The 16,431-nt window shown below is 65.9% G+C and carries 17 protein-coding genes; 7 read left to right on the plus strand and 10 right to left on the minus strand.

Annotated features, from left to right (window positions below; translation table 11 throughout):
- Nucleotides 1-29: 29 nt before the first annotated feature.
- The 5 genes from BOO69_RS09145 to BOO69_RS09165 all read right to left on the minus strand — a co-directional run bounded on the left by BOO69_RS09145 (nt 30) and on the right by BOO69_RS09165 (nt 4,653).
- Complete coding sequence (locus BOO69_RS09145; RefSeq protein WP_237267595.1) at nt 30-539, minus strand: DinB family protein; 510 nt, start codon at nt 537-539, stop codon at nt 30-32.
- On the minus strand, nt 536-1,243 hold the full coding sequence (locus BOO69_RS09150; protein ID WP_071971884.1) for a DUF1326 domain-containing protein: 708 nt from the start codon (nt 1,241-1,243) through the stop codon (nt 536-538). The genes BOO69_RS09145 and BOO69_RS09150 overlap by 4 nt, the downstream gene beginning before the upstream one ends.
- A gap of 1 nt (nt 1,244) precedes the next feature.
- Nucleotides 1,245-2,045, minus strand: a complete 801-nt coding sequence (locus tag BOO69_RS09155; RefSeq protein WP_071971885.1) for a DUF2182 domain-containing protein — start codon at nt 2,043-2,045, stop codon at nt 1,245-1,247.
- A 92-nt stretch (nt 2,046-2,137) separates the two neighbouring features.
- Nucleotides 2,138-3,148 carry an LCCL domain-containing protein gene (locus BOO69_RS09160; protein WP_071971886.1) on the minus strand — a complete coding sequence of 337 codons (1,011 nt, stop codon included), beginning with the start codon at nt 3,146-3,148 and terminating at the stop codon, nt 2,138-2,140.
- Between the two features lie 92 nt (nt 3,149-3,240).
- Complete coding sequence (locus tag BOO69_RS09165) at nt 3,241-4,653, minus strand: aminotransferase-like domain-containing protein (RefSeq protein ID WP_071971887.1); 1,413 nt, start codon at nt 4,651-4,653, stop codon at nt 3,241-3,243.
- Nucleotides 4,654-4,752: 99 nt separating this feature from the next.
- On the opposite strand from BOO69_RS09165, the gene BOO69_RS09170 reads away from it, so the two are divergent.
- Entirely contained in the window at nt 4,753-4,983 is a 231-nt protein-coding gene (locus BOO69_RS09170) for a DUF1127 domain-containing protein (protein ID WP_071971888.1), read from the plus strand.
- 85 nt (nt 4,984-5,068) lie between these two features.
- On the opposite strand, the gene BOO69_RS09175 is transcribed toward BOO69_RS09170, so the two are convergent.
- Nucleotides 5,069-5,497: a PaaI family thioesterase gene (locus tag BOO69_RS09175; RefSeq protein ID WP_071971889.1), complete on the minus strand. Its 429-nt coding sequence runs from the start codon at nt 5,495-5,497 to the stop codon at nt 5,069-5,071.
- A 57-nt stretch (nt 5,498-5,554) separates the two neighbouring features.
- Here BOO69_RS09175 and BOO69_RS09180 point away from each other — a divergent pair, with 57 nt between their 5' ends.
- The 5 genes from BOO69_RS09180 to gluQRS all read left to right on the plus strand — a co-directional run bounded on the left by BOO69_RS09180 (nt 5,555) and on the right by gluQRS (nt 10,827).
- On the plus strand, nt 5,555-6,340 hold the full coding sequence (locus tag BOO69_RS09180; protein WP_071973743.1) for an enoyl-CoA hydratase: 786 nt from the start codon (nt 5,555-5,557) through the stop codon (nt 6,338-6,340).
- A gap of 98 nt (nt 6,341-6,438) precedes the next feature.
- The gene (locus BOO69_RS23595) at nt 6,439-7,752 is read left to right on the plus strand and encodes a cytochrome-c peroxidase (RefSeq protein WP_071971890.1); all 1,314 of its coding nucleotides are present in this window, start codon (nt 6,439-6,441) and stop codon (nt 7,750-7,752) included.
- Between the two features lie 262 nt (nt 7,753-8,014).
- Nucleotides 8,015-9,367, plus strand: a complete 1,353-nt coding sequence (gene trmFO / locus BOO69_RS09190) for a methylenetetrahydrofolate--tRNA-(uracil(54)-C(5))-methyltransferase (FADH(2)-oxidizing) TrmFO (RefSeq protein WP_071971891.1) — start codon at nt 8,015-8,017, stop codon at nt 9,365-9,367.
- Between the two features lie 9 nt (nt 9,368-9,376).
- The gene (locus tag BOO69_RS09195) at nt 9,377-9,991 is read left to right on the plus strand and encodes a class I SAM-dependent DNA methyltransferase (protein ID WP_071971892.1); all 615 of its coding nucleotides are present in this window, start codon (nt 9,377-9,379) and stop codon (nt 9,989-9,991) included.
- The gene (gluQRS, locus tag BOO69_RS09200) at nt 9,988-10,827 is read left to right on the plus strand and encodes a tRNA glutamyl-Q(34) synthetase GluQRS (RefSeq protein WP_071971893.1); all 840 of its coding nucleotides are present in this window, start codon (nt 9,988-9,990) and stop codon (nt 10,825-10,827) included. Before BOO69_RS09195 ends, gluQRS begins: the two co-directional genes overlap by 4 nt.
- 32 nt (nt 10,828-10,859) lie before the next feature.
- Here gluQRS and hisI read toward each other — a convergent pair whose 3' ends face one another.
- On the minus strand, nt 10,860-11,216 hold the full coding sequence (hisI, locus tag BOO69_RS09205; RefSeq protein WP_071971894.1) for a phosphoribosyl-AMP cyclohydrolase: 357 nt from the start codon (nt 11,214-11,216) through the stop codon (nt 10,860-10,862).
- Nucleotides 11,217-11,290: 74 nt separating this feature from the next.
- Between hisI and BOO69_RS09210 the strand changes: the two genes are divergently transcribed.
- Entirely contained in the window at nt 11,291-11,752 is a 462-nt protein-coding gene (locus tag BOO69_RS09210) for an iron-sulfur cluster assembly scaffold protein (RefSeq protein ID WP_071971895.1), read from the plus strand.
- 195 nt (nt 11,753-11,947) lie between these two features.
- On the opposite strand, the gene BOO69_RS23555 is transcribed toward BOO69_RS09210, so the two are convergent.
- The 3 genes from BOO69_RS23555 to ligA form a co-directional block, all read right to left on the minus strand.
- Nucleotides 11,948-12,076, minus strand: a complete 129-nt coding sequence (locus tag BOO69_RS23555) for a hypothetical protein (RefSeq protein ID WP_257786734.1) — start codon at nt 12,074-12,076, stop codon at nt 11,948-11,950.
- Between the two features lie 96 nt (nt 12,077-12,172).
- Entirely contained in the window at nt 12,173-14,263 is a 2,091-nt protein-coding gene (recG, locus tag BOO69_RS09215) for an ATP-dependent DNA helicase RecG (RefSeq protein ID WP_071971896.1), read from the minus strand.
- A complete protein-coding gene (ligA, locus tag BOO69_RS09220; protein WP_071971897.1) occupies nt 14,260-16,374 on the minus strand; it encodes an NAD-dependent DNA ligase LigA in 2,115 nt (704 codons plus the stop codon). The genes recG and ligA overlap by 4 nt, the downstream gene beginning before the upstream one ends.
- Between the last annotated feature and the right edge of the window lie 57 nt (nt 16,375-16,431).

The raw sequence follows: 16,431 nt of genomic DNA on the forward strand, positions 1-16,431 counted from the left end.
CGCAAGGGGTTTGACCGGCACCGGGCCGCTCAGGCGTCCTCCGGCATGAAGGCGAGGTCGCTCACCGGGGCCGGATGGCCGCCTGCCGTCAGCATGGCGTGAACCTGACCCCGGTGGTGGGTCTGGTGGTTGAACAGATGCGCGATGCAAAGCGCTCTGGGCTTTGACATTTCCGACTTGGTCAAGCCCGAATACCAGGTCAGATCGCCCAGCAGGTCGACGTTCGACAGGGTTTCCGACCAGATCCGGATACGCCCGTCCATCCGGAACCTCTGCGCCTGCCAGACGCCCGTCGTCTCGGTATAGGTGGTGGATTGGTCGCCCCCCACTTCCGGCTTCGCGACATCGTCGCAAAAACGGCTCATCCACATGGTATCGCCCCAGAGCAGATGGTTCAGCGTGCCCCTGATGGTGCTGAAGAATGCTCCATGGTCATGGTCGAGCGCCGCGTCGTCCATCTGCTTGACGATCTCCGTCAGCTGCCGGTTCTGCCAGGCGTTGTAGCGCGCCATCAGCTGAACGAAGCCCGAATCGATCACGGTTTGGGGCCTTTCCAGTCGATCGGGCAGATCTCGGCCGACATGCCGTCGAAGTCCCAGACCCGGCCATAGTCGCGCACCTTGCTGCGCAGGCCACGGGCCGCGATGATGTCCGGCCCCATCCAGTACTTGGAGTTGGAGACCATCACCGGATGCTCCGGATCCTTGCCCGCAAGCGTCTCGATCTCGCCCTGGACCTTGCGGCCGATCTGGATGGCGCGCCGGTTTCCGTCGCGGGTGATCTGGACCGGCGCACGTTCCGCGCCGATGATTTCCGACACCAGCATGGTGAACAGCCCGGTGGTGCCGCCCGCCTGTCCGGAGAATATCTGCAGCAGTCCGTTGTAGGCCTTGCCGCTGGCACGCTCGTCCACGTAGGCGGCGACCTTCCAGTTGCCCTCGCCCATGCGCCCGGGAATGTCGACGAGCAACCCGACGTTCAATCCCGACAGATCCTCGCCCTCGTAATGGCCCGTATCGATCGCGATGGCCATCCAGGCGTGGCAGTGCCCCTCGGTCGGGGGATGCGCGCCGAGGCTGACCACACAGGGGCAGAAGACCGTGCAGGAGCAATTGAGAAACAGCTCTCCCTTGATCGCCCAGTCGGTCGGCGACATCCTGCGCCGTCCGGGGTTCGGCATCCGGCTGTCGATGCGCTGCGAGATCGGCAGGCGATCCGCCTCGGGTCGTCTGGTGAGGGCCATTCTAAATTCCTTGCAGTCCTGTGGTGACCAGGGGCCAGCCGGCAACGACGCAGGCGCCGCATACCAAGGCCAGCCCGAGGGGCTTGGTCACACGATGTCCGATTTGCGGCAGCTTTTCCAGCACCATGAACAGCGTCGCCAGCCCCATCCATGCGAGGTTCATCACGCCCCCGGCGAAGCCGAGCACCATGAAGCCCCAGCAACATCCCACGCAGAATGCCCCGAGGCCCAGCCCCATGCGCAGACCGCCCCCGAACCCGGTGCGCCACCGGCCGAGGAAATACATCATCGGCGAATGGCAGACGCCGTGGCAGAGTTCCTTGGTCCGGGTGAACTGGAACAGGCCGACCGCCAGCAGGAGACCGGCAGCGACCCAGCGCGAACGCGCGATGCCCAGCATGTCGATCACCCCGGCAAAGAGCAGCGCAAGCTGGACGCCCGCGATCAGCGCGGCGAAGGCAAGCCAGACGGCGAAATAGCCCATGAGCACCCCGAGCCAGCCCGCCCGGGTGCCGTCGGCGCTGATCATCAGGTCCTCGTAGCTGCGCAGGGTCGGCACCATCGTGGGAAGCATCATCGCCGCCATCATCGCGCCCCACATCACGAACAGCGGCCAGAAGCTGGCCATGGGCATGAACATGTCCATGCGCGGGTCCATGCGGCGCATCATCTCGCCCGCCTGGCCGGGGCGGCCCAGCAGGTCGAGGTCCATGTCCATCGCCATCATGTACATCGTGACCCACGCCATCAGCACGAGGCCGAAGAACGCCAGCCAAAGGGTAGAACGCACCACAGGATTCATCGCCACACCGTGTCGGGTATCTGTCGTTTCATTTCAGATCCGGCACGCCGGGGCAATCCTGCCGCCCCGACACGCCTGCGGTCGCCGCGCGTTCAGTTGCGATCAAAGGTGATCGACCCTTCGAAGCTGCCCCATTTCGACGAGGTGACACCGTTGGCCGCGCTGCCGGCATAGCTGTCCAGCCCTTTGAGCCGGATCGCGGTGACACTGCCACCCGCCGCGTCGATGACCCCCGCATGGCGCGCGGCGCTGCAGATGTCGCTGTCCGCGGTATAGGGGCCGCTGCCCCAGACCGACTTGCTCACGGGTCCGTTTTCCGGGCAGACGCAAATCAGGCTTTCGGTATCCGGGGGCATGACATCGCAAGTGGCCTGAAGGGTCGTCGACGTCGTCGTAGCCGCCGCGACCTCGAAGCTTTGACCGTAGCTGCCCCAGCGGCTGGTCGTCACGCCGTTTCGGCTGGAGCCTTCGTAGGCCTCCAGCCCGGGTGCCGCGCTGACCCGGACCTGACCGCCGGTCGGCGGGATCGCACCCGCATGCACCGCGGCGCGGCAGACGTCGCTGTCGCCGGTGTAGGGGCCGCTGCCCCAGACGGACCCGCCGCTGTCGCTGCCCGCGGGGCAAGAACAGGTGTAGGGCGCGACGTCGGCGGAAAAGCCCGTGCAGGCGAGGACCGGCCCGCCGGAAGGCTCGGGCGCTGTCCCCTGCCCGGCCACCTGCGCCTGCATCACGTCGAAGCTGGACTGGTAGAGGCCCCAGCGCTTGGTCGAGATCCCGTTCGCCTCGGACCCTTCGTACGCGGTCTGTCCGGGACGGCCGGTCACGGCAAGCGTGCCGCCCTCGTCGCCGATGACACCCGCATGGCGCGCGGCTGTGCAGACGTCGGAATGGCCGGCGTAGGGGCCGCTCCCCCAGACGAAACGCTTGAAGGTCGTGGGCTTGCAGCTGCACAGCTGAACCGTGCCCTCCTCGATCCCGCGCCCCTTGCCGCAGGCGGGCGCGGCGGCGATTTCGGCCTCGGTGAAAACGGCGGCCTGCTGTGCAAAAGCGGGGGCGGATACGGCCGCAAGCACTCCGCCAAGGGCTAGGACGATGGTTCGCATGGCAAATTCCTTTTTGCTGAATGAGGAAAATCTAGCCAGCGCCGGCCCTTCTGCCAAGAAATATCGGTGCCGCGGCCCGCCGCACGCCCGCGTCAGACATTGATCTGTTCGGGAGGATGCTCCAGCAGGTGGCGCAGCCGCTCCATCGCGGCCTCGAAGCTTTTGAGCGACACGCCCGCGTTGATCGCCATGCGCAGGGCATGGGGCGCGTTGGCGTCGCGTGCCGCGAACTCCTCCGCCGCGCGGACCTGCACGCCGACCTTCTCCGCGGCCTGGCAGAAGGCACTGGCACGCCAGCCTTGCGGCAGGTTCAGCCAGACGAAGGGCACGTCGCGTCGCCAGTGCAGGTCGAAGCCGCCCAGCGTGTTGACGGCCACCTTGACGTATCGTTCGACGCCTTCGCGCGATGCCGCCATGATTTTCGGAAGGTCGGGGTGCCGCAGCAGCTTGGCGGTCAGGTCGATCATGGGCGTGGCAAGCCCGAAGAAGCTGTGTTCCGCGGTTCGGTGCAGCGCGCCCGCCATCCCCTTGGGCGGCACCACGCAGCCGATGCGCAAGGCGGGGGTGATTGATTTCGACAAGGAGGAGACATACCAGCCGCGTTCCGGCGCAAGCTGCCTGTACCCTTCCCCTTCGGCCCGCCCCATGCGGTAGCAGTCGTCCTCCAGTATCTGCAGGTCGTACCGGCGGGCCACCGCGAGGATCTCGGCCCGCCGTTCCATCGGCGTGAACCGGCAGGTCGGACTGTGCACTTCGGGAGACGTGCACAGCACCTGCGCCTCGGGGTGGCGCTCCGCCGCGGCGGCCAGTGCCTCGGGGAGAACCCCGTGCCCGTCCATCTCGATCGAGACCACGTCGGCGCGCAGCGCCTCCGCGGCGCGGCGGAAACCTGGATAGCAGAGCGACTCAACGAACACGGTGGGGCGTCGGCCCCGGAGCACGGTCTGGAATGCCAGCATGATTCCGTTCTGCCCGCCCAGGCTCAGCACGATGTCACCTTCGTCGACCGGACCGATCGGAGTGCCCTGCAGCCAATCCGCCATCGCCTCGCGCGCCGCCTGCGCACTGCGACGGGAGGGGTAGTGCATGACCCCCGAAGGCGGATCCTGCGCCACCTCGATCAGCAGCCGGCGTATCAGCTCCGCCTGCCCGCCGTTCGGCAGATGCGGGGAATAGAGATTGACCTCGTCCGTATCGCCGCCGGTGTTGTGCCGGACCGGATCAATCTCGATCAGGTTCAGGGGGCGCCCGACGACCTTGGGCGCCGCGACGAAGGTGCCACGCCCGACCTCCGCGCGCAGGGTGCCGTCATCCGTGAGGATGTTGTAGGCGCGCGCCACCGTACCGGGCGTGATCCCGAGCCGCCACGCCAGATCGCGCACGGGCGGCAGCCTGTCGTCCACCTGCAAAGCCTTTGTCGCGATGTGGTTACGGATCATTGTTACAACCGCTTTGTACTTCGGACCGGCCGATCCCAGCCCCTCCGGCGCCCAAATTGTATCCATTACAATGTTTCCCTAGCGTCCGCTTTCGACGTTTTGTATCAAAATAATGCAGCAATTACCCATATTGTGTCAATACAATAGATCGGAAGGAGTTTTTCCATGGCACAGACGAGACAGATGACACCCGATGCGCTGAGCCTTCTTGCGCAACCCGGCACGCCGATCGCGGCAAAGCTGGCGGTGGCCTTCGCTGTCCGCGTCACGGTATGGGCCACCCGTCGTCGCACCCGGCTCGCCCTCTCGCGGCTGGAGCCATGGCAGCTGACCGACGTGGGACTGACACCCGGGCAGGCCGAGATCGAGGCCTCCCGCGTGTTCTGGCGGGCCTGACGTCCCTGTGGGGCCAGCCAGACCTCTTCACTGGGCCGGAGCGATCCGGCCCATTTTTTTCGGCATATCGTAGGATTGTACCCGCTCAGGCCGCCTTGCGCGGCGGGATGGCGTAGGTCAGCGTCGCCCGCGCCACGGGTTCCGCCATGCCCGAGGAATAAAGCATCACGTCGGTCACCGACAATTGCTTGCCCAGTTTCAGCAGCCGCGCCTCGGCGACAAGATCGACCCCCGCCTTGGGCTTGCGCATGAAATCGATGGAACAATTCGTGGTCACGGCCAGCGCCTGCGGCCCGATCATCGCCAGCGTCGCCAGATAGGCAGACACATCCGCCAGCGCGAACATGGACGGCCCCGAGATGGTGCCCCCCGGCCGCAGGTGCCGGTCCTGGGTCAGCAACCGCATGGTCAATGTCCCCTCGCCCACCTCGTCCACGGCAAAGTCGTCGGCAACCTGCGCGAAGACCTCCTTCATGAAACGGCTCAATTCTTCTGCGGTCATGACGGCGGGCATACTTGTTCTCTCCTGCTATGCAGGGCAAAGTTGTCCCGATTGAGTGCGGAGGGCAAGATGGCAATTCTCGAGACGCGGCGTGACGGCGCGGTGATGAACCTGACGATGAACGCGCCCGAACGGCTGAACGCCCTGTCGGACGAGATGCTGGCGGCGCTCACCGATACGCTGGACGACTGCGCCTCGGATCCGGATATCCGGGTGATCACGCTTGCAGGCAGCGGCAAGGCCTTCTGCGCGGGACACGATCTGCGCCAGATGACTGCCATGCGGCAGGCGGAGGACGGCGGTGCCGCCGCTTTCAAGGACCTGTTCGACCGGTGCAGCCGGGTCATGGCCCGTATCCAGTCCATGCCGCAGCCGGTCATCGCGCAGGTTCACGGCATCGCCACGGCGGCGGGGTGCCAGCTCGTCGCCACCTGCGATCTGGCCGTCGCGGCCGAAGACACCCGGTTTGGCGTGAACGGCGTCAACATCGGGCTGTTCTGCTCGACACCCATGGTTGCGCTCAGCCGCAACATCCCGCGCAAGCAGGCGTTCGAGATGCTGACGACCGGTGATTTCATCGACGCCGACCGCGCCCGCGATCTGGGGCTGGTAAACCGCGTGGTGCCGGCGGAAGCGCTGTCCGACGAGACCGCAGCGCTCGCCGACAGGATTGCGGCCAAGCTCGGTGCCGCCGTCAAGATCGGCAAGGAGGCCTTCTATGCGCAGCTTCAGATGCCGGTGGCCGAAGCCTATGCCTACACCGGGGACGTCATGGTGCGGAACATGCTGCGCGACGATACCGCCGAGGGGATCGACGCGTTCCTGACCAAGCGGAGCCCGAACTGGGACCAGTGACCGTTTCCGCGCCCGCCACGCGTTGTTTCGCCAAGTTCCGGTGGAATCGGGGGTGGAAATTGGGCAGGCTCTTCCCGTAGGCCAAAAAGGGGAAAGCCGTGCGCGCGACCCTCGCGACAGTCCTGAGCGTCCTGCTGGCACAGGCGGTGCCGGCCGACCCCTTGCCGCCCCCTGTCACCGACGCCGACTTTCCCGCCTTTCCGATGGCGCAGGTTCTGCTGGGACGCGATCTATTCTTTGATCCGGTACTGTCGGGCAACCGCAACATCGCATGCGCCACTTGCCACCACCCTACACTCGGCACCGGCGATGGCATGTCGCTGTCCATCGGCGAAGGGGGCCTCGGACTTGGCATCCGGCGCCGCGAGGACGAAGCCAACCGGCCTCACGCCCGCATCCCCCGCAACGCCCCGGCCCTGTTCAACATCGGGGCGCGGGAATTCACCGTGATGTTTCACGACGGCCGGGTGGAGCGCGACCCAAGCGCGATGTTCGGCATCCGCATGCCCGAGGGGCGCACGCTGGAAAAACCCGTCGCTTCCGTTCTCGCGGCGCAGGCCCTGCTCCCGATCCTGTCGGCGGATGAAATGTCGGGCCAACCGGACGAGAACGACGTGGCCGGCGCGGTTGCGGCCGGGCGGATCCACGGCACCGACGGCGCATGGGCACGCCTGACCGCGCGGATCGCGGCGATCCCGGCATACCGCAGTCGGTTCGCCGAAATCGGCGTGCCGGAGTTGCACATCACCGACATCGGGCAAGCTCTTGCCGCCTTCATCACCCAAGAATTCCGCGCCACGGAAAGCCCGTTCGACCGCTATCTGCGCGACGGCACGCCGCTGACGCCGGGCCAGACCGCCGGCATGGCGCTGTTCTACGGCAAGGCGCGCTGCGCCGAGTGTCACAGCGGGCCGTTCCAGACCGATCACGGGTTCCACGCCATCGGCATCCCACAGTTCGGACCGGGCAAGAATACCGACAGCGCCTACGCGCGTTACGCGGATCTGGGCCGGGGCGCGGTTACGGGTGTCGCGGCGGACCATTACCGCTTTCGAACGCCGTCGCTTCGCAATGTCGCGCTGACGGCACCCTACGGCCACAACGGCGCCTTCGCCAGGCTGGAGGACATCCTGCGCCACCACCTCGATGCGCTTGCCGGGCTGACGGGCTACGACCGCAGCGCAGCGATCTTGCCCGGCGCCGCGCGGGATGACGATTTCGCGGCTCTCGACGACACCGAAGAGATGATTCGCATCGCTGCCGCGATCGAGATCGAGGACGTGACCCTGACCGACCCTGAAATCGCGGCGCTCCTGAGTTTCCTTGACGCACTGACGGACGACAGGCCGCCCGAAAGCGCCCTTGGCGCCCCCCTCCGTGTGCCATCGGGTCTCCCGATGGACCAGCCATAGACGGTGTTTCGCAATTCCGGGCATTGTTTCCGAAACGCCCCGTATTGTTGATGGTCTTTTTCCTTTCAAATCTGGCCGAATTGGGGCATAAATCTGACAGCGCACGAAAGTGCCCCTGTATTTGGGTCGCCGCCGGCGGAAGGTCCCTCCAGGTCAGCCTCTCACTGACCGACCATTCCCGCAGCGGCGACCCCAAATCCCCGACATCTTCCACCTTGCGACAGCCATTGCGTGCTGCGTCCGCCTGTCCTACATCCCTGCCATGACACAGACACTTCATATCGTGGGCGGCGGCATGGCCGGGTCCGAGGCCGCATGGCAGGCCGCAAACGCGGGCATCGACGTGGTTCTGCACGAAATGCGGCCCGAGGTCGGCACCTTTGCGCACCAGACGGGCCTCCTGGGCGAAATGGTGTGCTCCAACTCCTTCCGGTCGGACGATGACGAACAGAACGCCGTGGGCCTGCTGCACTGGGAAATGCGCGCCGCGAACGGGCTCGTCATGTCCTGTGGCGACAAGCACAAGCTGCCCGCCGGCGGCGCTCTGGCTGTGGATCGCGACCCCTTTGCCCAGTCGGTCACCGACGCGCTGATGGCGCATCCCAACGTCCGCGTGGAATACGGAGAGATCACCGATCTGCCCACGGAAGGGCACTGGATCATCGCGACCGGGCCGCTGACCTCGGGCAAGCTGGCGCAGGCCATCGCGCAGCGCACCGGTGCCGAGGCGCTGGCCTTTTTCGACGCCATCGCGCCGATCGTCTATTTCGACAGCATCGACATGAGCAAGGCGTGGATGCAGTCGCGCTACGACAAGGGCGAGACGGAGGAAGAGCGGACCGCCTACCTCAACTGCCCGATGGACCGCGACCAGTACGAAGCCTTCATCGACGCGCTGCTGGCCGCCGAGAAGACGGAATTCCGGGAAGGCGAAACGGCCGGCTACTTCGACGGGTGCCTGCCGATCGAGGTGATGGCCGAACGGGGCCGCGAGACGCTGCGCCACGGTCCGATGAAACCGGTGGGCCTGACCAATCCGCACCAGCCCGACGTCAAGGCGCATGCCGTTGTCCAACTGCGTCGCGACAACAAGCTCGGGACGCTCTACAACATCGTCGGCTTCCAGACCAAGATGAAGTACGGGGCGCAAACATCTGTTTTCAAGATGATTCCCGGCCTTGAGAACGCCAGCTTCGCGCGGCTGGGCGGCATTCACCGCAACTCCTTCATCAACTCGCCCACGCTCCTCGACGACCAGATGCGGCTGAGAACCCAGCCCAACCTGCGGTTTGCGGGGCAGATCACCGGCGTCGAAGGCTACGTGGAAAGTGCCGCAATGGGCCTTCTGGCGGGGCGTATGGCGACCGCCGAGATACTGGGCCGTGACATCGCACCGCCACCGGCGACGACCGCGATGGGTGCTCTGGTGACCCATATCACCGGCGGAGCCGAGGCCAAGACCTTCCAGCCGATGAACGTCAACTTCGGGCTGTTCCCCCCCGTCGAAGGGCTGCGCAGCGGCCGGCGCGGGCGCAAGGACCGCTACAAGGCCTATACCGATCGCGCCAAGGTCGACTGGCAAGGCTGGCTGGACAGCATGGCGGTCCCGGCTTAACCTTCGTGCATGGCGAAGACATTTCTCGACAAGGCATACGGCGGCCGGGACACGGCTGACACGCGCCAATTGTACGACGACTGGGCGGCAACCTACGAAGCCGAGATCGGCGAGAACGGCTATGCCACGCCCGGCCGCTGCGCCGAGGCGCTCAGGCGGTTCGCACCCGATCCCTGTGCCGCGATTCTCGATTTCGGCTGCGGCACCGGATTGTCCGGGCTGGCCCTGAAACTTGCCGGTTTCACCACGATCGACGGCATGGACCTTTCCGGCGAAATGCTGGCCGTGGCCCAAGAGAAGAACATCTATCGTGACCTTGTGCTGATCGACGGAACCGGCGCGCCGCCGGTCGCAAAGGGGCAATACGCCGCGATCGCGGCCATCGGCGTGATCGGTGTCGGCGCCGCACCGGTCGGCGTGCTGGATCACCTGATGCATGCCTTGCCCAAGGGCGGCCATTGCGTTTTTTCCTTCAATGACCACGCCTTGCAGGATCCGGTGCATGAAGCGCGCGTGATGGACTGGACCGATTGCGGCGCGGCGCGACTCCTGTTTCGCGAACACGGCGAGCACCTGCCGGGGACCGGTGTGAAGTCCAACGTCTACGTCCTTGAAAAATCGTGACATTCAGGACGAGGTTCGCCCCATCCCCAACCGGGCCCCTGCACCTGGGCCATGCCTATTCGGCCATACTTGCGCATGACATGGCCGTTGCGGCCGGCGGCGATTTCCTGCTCCGGATGGAGGATACCGACATGCAACGCAGCAAGCCGGAATGGGAGGCGCTGATCCTCGAGGATCTTGCCTGGCTCGGTCTTGCCTGGAAAGGGCCGGTTCTGCGCCAGTCGGACAGGCTGGAAAGTTACGAGCCCGCTCTGGACGACCTGCGTCGGATGGGGTTGCTCTACCCCTGCAGCTGCTCACGCAAGGATATCCGCGCCGCCGCCGCCGCCCCGCAGGAAGGCGCGATGCCCGATGTCTATCCGGGCACCTGCAAGCACCGCGACATGGCGTCGTGGCGCCCCGGCGACGCGCTTCGGCTTCACATGGATCGCGCCCTGACCGTCTTTGGCGATGACCTGCCGGGGTTCAGCGAAACCGGCACGAAGCACGCGGGATACCACCGTGTCTCGGCCGACCACGCGCTGTCGCGGATCGGGGATGTGGTCCTGTTTCGCAAGGATGACGGCATCATCGCCTATTTCCTGGCCTCCGCACTGGATGACGTGGCGCAGGACATCAGCCATGTGGTGCGCGGCGAGGATCTGTTCGATTTCACCCCGATCCAGGTGCTGCTGCTTTCCCTGCTGGGGTTACCGGTGCCCGCGTATCATCATCACGGGCTAATCCGGGATGGGAATGGCAGAAGACTGGCAAAGCGCGACGACGCGCGGGCCATCTCCCTGTTTCGCGCAGATGGCAAAACGCCGCAAGATATTCGTTCAATGATAGGGCTTTAGGCGACAGCCTTTATCTTCTGCATGAAGGCCGTTCACATCGGTTCCGCGATCTCGACCACCTCGCCATCTCTTACCGCGCGGTAAAAGCAGTTGCGCCGCCCGGTGTGGCAGGCGGGACCGGACTGGCGCACCATGACCAGCAGACAGTCTGAATCGCAGTCAAAGCGCAGCTCCACAAGCTCCTGCACGTTGCCGCTGGTCTCGCCCTTGACCCAGAACGCCTGACGCGACCTGCTCCAGTACGTCACGCGCCCGGTCGCCAGCGTGCGCCGGATGCTGTCCGCGTTCATCCAGGCCATCATCAGGACTTCGCCCGTCTCGGCCTCCTGCGCGATCGCGGGGATCAGGCCGGCGTCGTTGAAGGTCAGCGCATCGGGACTAAAGGACATGGGCACCTCGCGTAAAATTTTTTGCATCCTGGCTTTCGGTGTTTATGTAAGGACTGAGCGGCAAAGGGAACAGCATGTCGGACGAAACGGACCTGATCAAACTTTACTCCGCACGGATTCTGGCGCTTGCGGCGGATATTCCTCACCTCGGCCGGCTGGACGCGCCGGATGCCACGGTCAAGCGGCGCTCGCCGCTGTGCGGCTCCACCGTGACGGTGGACGTGGTGATGAAGGACGGTCGTGTTGCCCAGCTGGGTCAGGACGTGAAGGCCTGCGCATTGGGTCAGGCCGCGGCAGCCGTGACCGGCGCATCCGCCATGGGCGCGACGCCCGACCAGTTGGCCAAGGCGCGCGATCAGCTGCGCGCGATGCTGAAGGAGAACGGGCCCGTCCCGGAAGCGCCTTTCGACGGGTTCGAAGTGCTGACGCCGGCGACGGCCTACAAGAACAGGCACGCGTCCATTCTGCTGTCCATCGAAGCGTTGGCCGAAGCCGCCCAAAACGCCACAGAGGCCGAGCCGATCAGCGGCGCCTGACCCCCTTCCATCATCTGCAACGAAAAAAAGCGCCGCACATCCGAAGGATGGCGGCGCAGGGATCGCGTTACTCGCGTGGGACCCGGGTACGTTCGGCGGGGTGGCAAACCCCAGGCTGGCAGGACAGGCAAAGCCGCCAGCCGCATCTATTGGGACGGATGCGACGAACGTCCGGCGCGAGAGCGCAGGCAGTAATCAGATGAAAGACGGAAGATGCAGCCCCACGACCAGCATGACGACAAGGGCAGCGGCCCCCAGCGCATCCTGCAGCAGCGTGTCCTGTGACCGTGCGGCGATGGATTTGAGTGTCTTCAGCGTGGTCATCGGTGCCTCCGTCTCTGTTGCCTCTTTGTTCTCATTTTCTTCACGCCAAGTAAAGAACTTTTTAAGAACATTAGCGAACAAAAACGGGGTTTCTTGCTAACCTACTGAAATCAAACGGATCGCTTCATCCTGCCGCATCAGCCAGAGCAGAACACGCGCCGCCCGTCCCCTTGCGCCCTCGAGCGTTGGGTCTTCCGCCAGGAGCTTGCGGGCGTCCGACTGGGCAACCGCCATCAGCCCGGCCTGCCGCTCGAGGTCCGCGACCCGGAACTTCGGCACGCCGGATTGTGCCGTGCCGATCAGGTCGCCCGTCCCGCGCATCTTGAGGTCCGTTTCCGCGATCACGAAGCCGTCTTCCGTCTCGCGCAGCACTTCGAGACGCTGGCGGCCCGTCTCGCTCAGCGGGTTCTGGAACATCAGCAAGCAGGTGGACGCCCCCTGCCCGCGGCCGACCCGTCCGCGCAACTGGTGAAGCTGCGCCAGACCGAAGATCTCAGCACGCTCCACCACCATAATGGTCGCATTCGGAACGTCCACGCCCACCTCGATCACGGTGGTGGCCACCAGAACCTGCGTATCGCCTTGCTGAAAGGCGCGCATCGCCGCGTCCTTGTCCGCCGGCGGCATCTGGCCATGGACCAACCCCACGACCCCTTCACCAAGCGCCGCGCGCAGGCGTTTGAACCGCTCCTCCGCCGCGATCAGGTCGCTGACCTCGCTCTCTTCGACCAAGGGGCAGACCCAATAGCACTGCCGCCCCTCGGCGATGGCCGCGCGGAGCCTGCCGACCACTTCGTCGATCCGGTCGGTGCTGATCAGCGCGGTCTTGATCGGCTGCCGCCCCGGGGGCTTTTCATCAAGGATGGAAACATCCATGTCGCCGTATTGCGCCAGCGCCAGCGACCGCGGTATCGGCGTGGCGGTCATCACCAGCACGTCCGGCCGCTGCCCCTTGCGGCCCAGTTCGAGCCGCTGACGCACCCCGAACCGGTGCTGTTCGTCCACCACCGCCAGCCGCAGATCGGCAAATGCGACATCGGGCTGGAAGACCGCATGCGTCCCCACCAGCACCTGAATCGCTCCATCCTGCAGCGCCGACAGCTTGGCTTGCCGTTCGGCGCCCTTGTCGCGGCCCGTCAGGATTTCCAGCACCACGCCTGCCTCCTCCGCGAGGGGGCGCAGGCCCTGCAGGTGCTGCCGGGCAAGGATCTCGGTCGGTGCCATCAGCACGCCCTGACCGCCCGCTTCGACCGCGCAGAGCAGCGCGAGAAACGCCACGAGCGTTTTGCCCGCGCCCACATCCCCTTGCAGCAGGCGGTTCATACGGTGTTCGCTTGCCATGTCCTCGGCGATCTGGGCCACCGCACGCGTCTGCGCGCCGGTTGGCGCAAAGGGCAAGGACGCCAGCACGCGGGCCCTCAGTCGCCCGTCGCCCCGTGTCACGCGCCCCTTGGTGCGACGTTCCTTCTGCCGGGCCAGGGCAAGGGTGATCTGGTGCGCCAACAGCTCGTCATAGGCCAGACGCGCCCGCGCGGGTGCTGTGGCGGCAATGTCGGCGGGCGACTGTGGCGCATGGGCCATCTCGACGGCCGCGCGAAAGGCAGGCCAGTCCTCGCGGGCCATCTGCCCCGGATCGATCCATTCGACGAGGTCCGGCGTCCGGGCCAGCGCGGCGCGGGTCGCCTTGTACATCAGTTTCTGGGTGAGCCCGCCGGTCAGGGGATAAACGGGTTCGAACGCGGGTATGCCGGCCGCCTCCTCCTCGGGCACGGCGAAATCGGGATGCACCATTTGCGGAATGCCGTCGAAGAGTTCGACACGGCCCGACACGACACGCCGCGCGCCCGGCGGCAACTGGCGTTTCCAGTAGTCGCCGCGCGCATGGAAGAACACCAGTTGAAAGCTGGTCTCGGCATCCGCGACGTGAATCCGGTAGGCACCCCCCTTGCTGCGCGGGGGGTGGTGCGCCCCGACCGTGACCGCCACCGTCACGACGCCGGGCAGGACCGCGTCCCTGACCGTTCGGCGCAGGCTGCGATCGATCCCGGAATGGGGCAAGGTGAACAGCAGGTCACGGGGGGCGATGACAGAGATCTGCGCGAGGGTCTGCGCGGTCTTGGGGCCCACGCCCTCCAACGTTTCCAGACCGGCAAAAAGCGGAAACAGGGCTTCTGGCCTGCCCTTCATGAAGCGCCGATCAGCGTCAGCCACCCGTCCTCGTCGAGCGTTTCGACACCCAGTTCCGCCGCCTTCTTCGCCTTGGATCCGGCGCCGGGCCCGGCGACGAGGATATCCGTCTTGGCGCTGACCGATCCGGCCACCTTGGCGCCCAGCCTTTCGGCGCGGGCCTTGGCTTCGGCGCGGGTCATCTTTTCGAGCGTCCCGGTAAAGACCACCGTCTTGCCCGCGACCGGGCTGCCGGTGGTGTCGGCGCGCTTTGCCTCCTTCACGTCGAGATGGTCCACCAGACGGTCGATCGAGGCGCGCTCGCGCTCTTGCGCGAAGGTCTTGACCAGTGATCCGGCCATGACAGTTCCCACGCCATCAATGCCGATCAGGTCTTCCCAGGCGGCGCCGGTCCGGTCGGCGGCTGCATCCATCGCCTGCACGAAAACCGGCCAGTTGCCGTAATGCAGCGCGATCAGGTTGGACGCGGATTCGCCGACATGCCGAATTCCGAGGGAAAAAAGGAGCCTGCCGAAGGGAATTTCGCGCTTGTCCTCGATCGCCTGGAACAGGTTGCCGGCCGATTTCTCGCCCCAGCCTTCACGGTTCTTGAGCTGTTGCACACCGGAGCCGTAGCGCGCCTTGAGCGTGAAGATGTCGGCCGGCTCCGCGATCCAGCCGTCGGCATAGAACTGCTCCACCTGTTTCGCGCCCAGACCTTCGATGTCAAAGGCCGCGCGGGAAACGAAATGCTTCAGCTTCTCGACCGCCTGCGCGGGGCAGATCAGGCCGCCAGTGCAGCGCCGCACCGCATCGCCGGGTTCGCGCACGGCATCGGACCCGCATTCGGGGCAGGTGTCCGGAAACGTGAATGGCGCGCTGTCCTTCGGGCGCTTGGACAGATCGACGTCGGCGACCTTGGGGATAACGTCGCCCGCCCGATAGACCTGCACCCAGTCGCCCACACGGATGTCCTTGCCGCCGCGGATTTCGCCGCCCTTGCTGTCGAGCCCGCGGATGTAGTCTTCGTTGTGCAGAGTCGCGTTCGACACGACCACCCCTCCGACCGTGACCGGATGCAACCGCGCCACCGGAGACAGGGCGCCCGTCCGGCCCACCTGTATGTCGATGGCTTCGAGCCGGGTCCAGGCCAGCTCTGCGGGGAACTTGTGCGCGGTGGCCCAGCGGGGCGTGGTCGAACGATAGCCCAGCCGGTCCTGCAGCGCCAGGTCGTCGACCTTGTAGACCACGCCATCGATGTCGTAACCCAGTGTCGCGCGCTGTTCCTCGATCAAGGCATAGTGCGCCAGCATTTCCTCGGGCCCGTCGCACAGCCGGGTCAGCGGATTGGTGGCAAAGCCCAACTTTTCCAGCCGGTCGATTCCGCCCATCTGCGTATCGGCCAGCGGGGCACTCAGCGCGCCCCAGGCATAGGCGAAGAACCGCAGCGGACGCGCCTTGGTGATGGCGGAGTCCAGTTGGCGGAGCGATCCTGCGGCGGCATTGCGCGGGTTGGCAAAGGTCTTGGCCCCGGCCTCCGCCTGCCTGTCGTTCAGCGCCTCGAAATCCGCGTGGCTCATGTAGACCTCACCGCGCACCTCGAGCAGGTCGGGTGCGCCTTCGAGGGTCACGGGGATGTCGTCGATGGTGCGCGCGTTGGCGGTCACGTTCTCGCCCACGGCACCGTCGCCGCGGGTCGCCGCCTGCACCAGCCTGCCCCCCTCGTAGCGCAGGGACAGCGACAGCCCGTCGATCTTGGGCTCAGCGGTGTAGCGCAGGGGGTCGGAAGCCCCCAGGCCGAGATACTTGCGGACCCTCGCGTCAAACTCCGTGACCTCTTCGTCGTCGAACACGTTCGAGAGCGACAGCATCGCCACCGCATGGGTGACCTTGGAAAAGCCTTCCGCCGGGGCGGCTCCCACCCGGTCGGACGGGCTGTCCTCGCGTTTCAGATGGGGAAAGCGCGCCTCGATCCGGGCGTTGCGCTGCTTGAGGCGATCGTAGTCGGCGTCGGACATCTGCGGCGCGTCCTCGCCGTGGTATGCCGTGTTGGCATCGGCCAGGGCGCGGGCCAGCTCCGCAAGCGCCTCGCGCGCCTCGTCTTCCGTCAGTGTCTCGATGTCGGATGCCAAACGACCTGCCCCCCGGAACGTCCCCGTGTCCCGCACTAGATAGGTCGACCCGAAAGG

It is taken from the genome of Sulfitobacter alexandrii (genome assembly GCF_001886735.1).
Classification (GTDB): domain Bacteria; phylum Pseudomonadota; class Alphaproteobacteria; order Rhodobacterales; family Rhodobacteraceae; genus Sulfitobacter; species Sulfitobacter alexandrii.

Excerpts from the sequence above, each read along its gene's own strand:
- BOO69_RS09175 (WP_071971889.1), bottom strand. The coding sequence starts at position 5,497 with ATGCCCGCCGTCATGACCGCAGAAGAATTGAGCCGTTTCATGAAGGAG.
- recG (WP_071971896.1), bottom strand. The coding sequence starts at position 14,263 with ATGAAGGGCAGGCCAGAAGCCCTGTTTCCGCTTTTTGCCGGTCTGGAA.
- BOO69_RS23555 (WP_257786734.1), bottom strand. The coding sequence starts at position 12,076 with ATGACCACGCTGAAGACACTCAAATCCATCGCCGCACGGTCACAGGAC.
- BOO69_RS09210 (WP_071971895.1), top strand. The coding sequence starts at position 11,291 with ATGTCGGACGAAACGGACCTGATCAAACTTTACTCCGCACGGATTCTG.
- BOO69_RS09150 (WP_071971884.1), bottom strand. The coding sequence starts at position 1,243 with ATGGCCCTCACCAGACGACCCGAGGCGGATCGCCTGCCGATCTCGCAG.
- BOO69_RS09195 (WP_071971892.1), top strand. The coding sequence starts at position 9,377 with ATGGCGAAGACATTTCTCGACAAGGCATACGGCGGCCGGGACACGGCT.
- trmFO (WP_071971891.1), top strand. The coding sequence starts at position 8,015 with ATGACACAGACACTTCATATCGTGGGCGGCGGCATGGCCGGGTCCGAG.
- BOO69_RS09165 (WP_071971887.1), bottom strand. The coding sequence starts at position 4,653 with ATGGATACAATTTGGGCGCCGGAGGGGCTGGGATCGGCCGGTCCGAAG.
- BOO69_RS09180 (WP_071973743.1), top strand. The coding sequence starts at position 5,555 with ATGGCAATTCTCGAGACGCGGCGTGACGGCGCGGTGATGAACCTGACG.
- hisI (WP_071971894.1), bottom strand. The coding sequence starts at position 11,216 with ATGTCCTTTAGTCCCGATGCGCTGACCTTCAACGACGCCGGCCTGATC.
- BOO69_RS09155 (WP_071971885.1), bottom strand. The coding sequence starts at position 2,045 with ATGAATCCTGTGGTGCGTTCTACCCTTTGGCTGGCGTTCTTCGGCCTC.
- BOO69_RS09170 (WP_071971888.1), top strand. The coding sequence starts at position 4,753 with ATGGCACAGACGAGACAGATGACACCCGATGCGCTGAGCCTTCTTGCG.
- BOO69_RS09160 (WP_071971886.1), bottom strand. The coding sequence starts at position 3,148 with ATGCGAACCATCGTCCTAGCCCTTGGCGGAGTGCTTGCGGCCGTATCC.